Origin of the sequence: Anabaena sp. CCY 9402-a, from assembly GCF_963920945.1 — a bacterium.
Classification (GTDB): domain Bacteria; phylum Cyanobacteriota; class Cyanobacteriia; order Cyanobacteriales; family Nostocaceae; genus Trichormus; species Trichormus minutissimus.
In genome coordinates, this window is sequence record NZ_CAWUDL010000149.1 from 1 (window position 1) to 5,349 (window position 5,349).

Annotated in this window: 1 protein-coding gene; it reads right to left on the reverse strand. The window is 44.0% G+C overall.

The features are described from left to right. On the reverse strand, positions 1-5,349 hold a 5,349-nt coding region (locus tag ACM0OR_RS27525), incomplete at both ends, for an amino acid adenylation domain-containing protein (RefSeq protein WP_414579582.1).

The window sequence follows — 5,349 nt, forward strand, 5'->3', positions numbered from 1 at the left end:
ATTGTAGGCGATCGCGTGGATAAGCTGGGTCAAGAGGTACAAAAGCCCCCCCAGCTTTCAAAATTCCCAACAAACCCACCACCATTTCTAAGGAACGTTCAACGCAGATACCTACCAAAGTATCAGGTTTCACACCCAGAGTTTGTAAATGGTGCGCCAGTTGATTGGCTCGCTGATTCAATTGTGCGTAAGTAAGATGTTGTTGCTCATAGGTGAGAGCGATGGCATTTGGTGTTTTTTGCACCTGTGCTGCAAATAGCTGATGCAGACATAGCGAATCATCATAACTGCTCTCAGTCGCATTCCATTCGTGGAGTAACTGGTGTTGTTCTTGGGGTGAAAGAAGCAATTGATTTTGATACAGTGCTGATGGTGCTGCTACCATCGCCATTAAAGTATTCACATAATAAGTAGAGATATTTTCTACTTGTTCTCTACACAGTTCATTAGTCTTATAACTCAAAGCTAAATTGACCTGAGAGGAAACCAAATCCAAACCAAAGTTAGCCACCAAGGTAAAATTAGTTTGCTCAAAAGCCTGAGAATCTAAAAGCTGAGATTCCTCTAGCCCCAAAACACCTTGATAAACGTGGAAATGAACGAAATTAAAATTAATTTCAAATAAAGGCTCTCCACCACACAGACGTTGCATCTCAGCCAAAGGATAACGCCGATGCGGTAAAGCCGCTTGTTCAGCTTGGAAAGTTTGCTGGATCAATTCTAACCAAGTACCACCGCCTAATTGCGATCGCAAAGGCAAAGTATTTAAAAATAGCCCTAGAATTTTTTCCCCATCTGCATCTTCCGGTCTACCGTTAGCCACCAAACCCGTCAATACATCCGCTTGATTGCCCAGTAAATTCAATACCCGTAAGTGAGCCGCCAACAGTACACTTTTCAGAGGAACACTAGCATTGCGAGCTAGTTGCTTCAAGCCGTCTGACAACTCAGCACTAATTGCGACTTCCTGAATCCCTATTTCGCCCCTAAGTTCCTCACAATAGGATTGTGGCCAGCGTGGTAGTTCAGTAATTGTGACATCACGGAGTTGTTCTAGCCAATATTGTTGTGTCGTTTCCGATTGTAAAGCAGTACGTTCTAATGCCACAAAATCACGGAAAGCAATTGTGGGGATTGGGGATTGGGGATTAAAGATTGGGGAGGGTTTGAGTAAGTTTAAATATTGTTGCCATAATTCCGTCATTAAAGATGCCACACTCCAACCATCAAGAATCGCATGGTGGAAACTAAAACTTAAATTAAAAGTTTCCCCACTACGACGATGAACATCAAAACGCCACAGAGGCGGTTGTGTCCAATCAAAATGGCGATACTTCTCCGTTTCTATCCAAGCATCGATGGCGGCTTGCTGTTCAGCCATTGTTAAATCACTGATATCATCCACCTGCAAAGGTACATCCACATTTTGATGCACTAATTGCAACGGCTCAGAAAACCCTGTCAAGTTAAAGCTAGTACGCAATACTGCATGACGAGCCATCAATTGCTCAATTGCAGTCTGCAATGCTGGTAAATCCAAAGTCGCTCGCAGATGGAAAGAGAAAACATCATGATAAACAGCAGAATCTGCACTCAACTCACTGTGAAATACCATCCCCGCTTGCAATGCTGTCAGAGGATAGGCATCTTCCAATCCTGCGGCTAGCTTCTGCTTGTCTGTCTCCGCAATCAAACTAAAAGGTGATGTCTGCGGTGTCAGCGTAAAACTCACTTCCTTACTCACCAACTCCGCCAATTCCGCAATAGTTTGGTGTTGAAATAACTGCTGAAGAGAAAAATCTAACCCAACTTGGTTAGCCTGCGCCAAAATTTGGATACTGCGAATCGAGTCACCACCCAATTCAAAGAAATTATCATGTATCCCGACTTGGGACACCCCTAAAACTTCCGTCCAAATATTGGCTAATAATTCTTGTTCTTTAGTTTGGGGTGCGACAAAACCAGTATCTAACTCTGGTCTAACTTCCGGAACAGGTAACATCCGTCGGTCAAGTTTACCATTAGCCGTCAATGGGAAAGCTTCTAGTGAAACAAACACAGCAGGAATCATATAATCAGGTAACTGCTGTTTGAGATACTCTCGCAATTCACCACTACTGGGAGATTCACCATCAACCACAAAGTAAGCCACCAGGCGTTTATTTTCTGGAGTATCTGCTTGTACTAAAACTACAGTTTGCCGTACTTGGGGATGACTTGCTAACTTCGCCTCAATTTCCCCCAACTCAATCCGAAAACCGCGAATCTTCACCTGGTCATCTATGCGGCCGAGGTATTCGATATTCCCATCAGCTAAATAGCGAGCTAAATCACCGGTTTTGTAGAGAGGGTTATAGGTGACAGGTGACAGGTGACAGGTGACAGTATTATCCCTAGTCCCCAATCGGATAAATCTTTCTTGGGTTAACTCTGGACGATGCAAATAACCCCGTGTTACTCCTGCACCGCCAACATACATTTCACCTCGTACCCCCACAGGAACAGGCTGCAAATGTTCATCGAGAATATACAGCCGTAAATCAGGAATCGGTACACCAATCACACTGCTAGGACTTCCCACATCCGCCATAGTCAACTGACGGAAAGTAACGTGTACAGTAGTTTCCGTAATCCCATACATATTCACCAATTGCGGACAAGCATCTCCATGTCTTTCAAACCAAGGTAATAAACTAGTTGGGTCAAGAGCCTCTCCCCCAAAAATCACCCATCGCAAAGCAATCCTCTCATCTCCTCCTCTCCGCACGCCAGTTGCTTCAAGTCGGCAGAGCCGCCCAACGCACTGGCTCGCCTCCGCGTCTCTGCGTGAGCTTTCTACCCAAATCAACTGACGAAAAGCCGAAGGTGTCTGATTTAACACTGTCACCCCCTCCCGACAAAGCAACTCATAAAACTCCCCAGGGTCACGACTCACGCAGAAAGGCACAACTACCAATCGACCACCATACAACAATGCTCCCCACATTTCCCATACGGAGAAATCAAAAGCGTAGGAATGGAAAAGTGTCCACACATCGCTAGCATCAAAGTTAAACCAATCCTGAGTCGCTGCAAATAACCGCATCACATTGCAGTGATTCACCAACACACCTTTCGGTTTACCCGTAGAGCCAGAAGTATAAATTACATAAGCTAAATTTTCAGGTAACACCCCAATCTGAGGATTTTCTACACTATGGGTATGGATATCTTCCCAATTTTTATCTAAACAAACAGTCTTAGCATTCGTTACGGGTAGATTTTCTAACCACTTAGCCTGAGTCAACAACACCGACACCTGGGAATCATCCAACATAAACGCCAAACGCTCCGGCGGATACTCAGGGTCAAGTGGTACATAAGCACCGCCAACTTTGAGAATCCCCAATAAACCCACCATCATTTCCAGGGAACGCTCAACACAGATACCTACCAACACATCAGGCTTAACGCCCAAAGTTTGTAAGTAATGCGCTAACTGATTTGCACGGGTATTTAACTGAGCATAAGTGAGATGTTGGTCGGCAAAAGTTACGGCTATAGCATCCGGTGTTTTTTGTACTTGTTCCTCAAACCGTTGATGCAGACATTGATTGACAATATACTCAGCAGTAGGATTCCCATCTCCTAATATTTGTTGCCGTTCAGTATCACTAAGTAAGGGTAATTCTTGGACTGTTTGCTGGGGATTAGCCAGAATTGCTGTGATTAAATTCTGGAAATGTCCCGCCATCCGCGTAATTGTCTCAGAATCAAACAAGTCGGTGTTATATTCCCATGTGCTAATTAATCCCTCTGGGGTTTCTTCCATTGACAGGGTTAAATCAAATTTGGCTGTCACCGTCTCAATAAGTAAAGGTGTCAGGCTCAAACCTGCTAATTCCAAATTATCTAAGCCCAAGGGAGCATTCTGCAAGGCAAACATTACCTGGAACAGAGGCGTATAGCTTAGGTTGCGTTCTGGCTGTAAGACTTCTACCACCTGCTCAAAGGGGACATCTTGATGCGCATAGCCATCTAACGCTACCCGTTTGACTTGTTGGAGTAACTCAGCAAAACTGGGATTATCGCAAATTTGGGTTCTCAATACCAAAGTATTGACAAAAAAGCCAATCAATGGTTCTATTTCGGCACGATTTCGGTTAGCGATGGGTGTACCCACAAGAATATCAGTTTGCCCACTGTAACGATGCAGTAAGGTGACAAAGGCTGCTTGCAGAGTCATAAACAGCGTAACCCCGTGCTGTTGACTCAAATTCTTGATTCCTTCACTCAACTGCAAGGATATTGCAAAGTCTTGTTTGTTACCCCGGAAAGTTTTGATTGCTGGACGTGGTTTATCTGTGGGTAATTCTAATAAAGGAGGTGCATCTGCTAATTGCTGTTGCCAGTAGTTAAGTTTAGCTTTTAAAAGTTCTCCACTTAACCATTGCCGTTGCCAAATAGCAAAGTCAGCATATTGAATAGGTAACGCTGGCAATGGAGCGGGTTTGCCAACCGAGAAAGCTTGATAGAGAGTTGATAGTTCTTGGATGAAGATACCCACAGACCACCCATCAGAGATGATATGGTGTATCGTTATCAGTAACACATGGGATTCTTCACCCAAGGGTAACAATGTAACTCGGAATAAGGGAGCGTGCTGGAGATTGAAGGGTGTTTCAGCTGCTAATACTGCCAAACGCTGGACTTCTGTAGTCTGTTCCGGCGTTGGTAATTGCTGCAAGTCAGTAACTTTTAAGGTGATAGTAGGGTTAGCATCAATGAATTGTACTGGTGTGCCATTCACCAATCTAAAGCAAGTCCGCAAGGTTTCATGACGACGGATAATTTCCGCTAAGGCTTGTTCTAAAGCGGTGACATTTAGTCTTCCTTCCAATTGTAAGGCTGTCGGTACGTTGTAAGTGGCACTACCACCTTCTAATTGTTCTAAAAACCAGAGTCGCTGTTGCGCCCAAGATAAAGGTATATCAAGATTTTCTCTAGATATGGGTGTCAGTGCTGGTGCAGTTAGTTCTAAGTTTGTTTGGCGTTGACTATTGATAATTTCCGCCAGTTCTATAACCCTGGGGGATTCAAACAACACCCGCAAAGGTAACTCAATTTGGAAGGTTTCCCGCAGACGAGAAATTACTTGAGTTGCAATCAGGGAATGTCCCCCCAACTCAAAGAAATTATCGTAGATGCTAACGTTTTTAATATTTAGGAGAGAAGAAAATAAATCTGCGATCGCCTTTTCTGTATCTGTTCGGGGTAAAACAAAATTAGTAGTTATCTTCTGTATTTGCGTGGGTACAGGTAATGCCTGACGGTCAAGTTTACCATTAGCCGTCAGAGGAAAGGCATCGA